This window comes from uncultured Vibrio sp., from assembly GCF_947488985.1.
In the GTDB taxonomy this organism is placed as follows: Bacteria; Pseudomonadota; Gammaproteobacteria; order Enterobacterales; family Vibrionaceae; genus Vibrio.
The window spans coordinates 1-726 of the sequence record NZ_CANLBV010000259.1; the positions used below are offsets into that span (position 1 = coordinate 1).

General features: G+C 49.9%; 1 rRNA gene. It reads left to right on the top strand.

Features of this window, described 5'->3' with window-relative positions:
• Positions 1 to 726 (top strand): 23S ribosomal RNA (locus Q1A70_RS20230); the annotation flags it as partial.

The following is a 726-nucleotide window of genomic DNA, read 5'->3' on the forward strand; positions in this document are numbered from 1 at the left end:
GAAAGTTTAGGTAAATCCGGACTTTCTTAACGCTGAGATACGATGTCGAGCTACTACGGTAGTGAAGTCATTGATGCCATGCTTCCAGGAAAAGCCTCTAAGCTTCAGATTGTAAGGAATCGTACCCCAAACCGACACAGGTGGTCGGGTAGAGAATACCAAGGCGCTTGAGAGAACTCGGGTGAAGGAACTAGGCAAAATGGTACCGTAACTTCGGGAGAAGGTACGCTCTTATCGGTGAAGTCCCTTGCGGATGGAGCTGACGAGAGTCGCAGATACCAGGTGGCTGCAACTGTTTATTAAAAACACAGCACTGTGCAAAATCGTAAGATGACGTATACGGTGTGACGCCTGCCCGGTGCCGGAAGGTTAATTGATGGGGTTAGACTTCGGTCGAAGCTCTTGATCGAAGCCCCGGTAAACGGCGGCCGTAACTATAACGGTCCTAAGGTAGCGAAATTCCTTGTCGGGTAAGTTCCGACCTGCACGAATGGCGTAATGATGGCCACGCTGTCTCCACCCGAGACTCAGTGAAATTGAAATCGCTGTGAAGATGCAGTGTACCCGCGGCTAGACGGAAAGACCCCGTGAACCTTTACTACAGCTTGGCACTGAACATTGAACCTACATGTGTAGGATAGGTGGGAGACTTTGAAACCGCGTCGCTAGATGTGGTGGAGTCGTCCTTGAAATACCACCCTTGTAGTTTTGATGTTCTAACGTTGG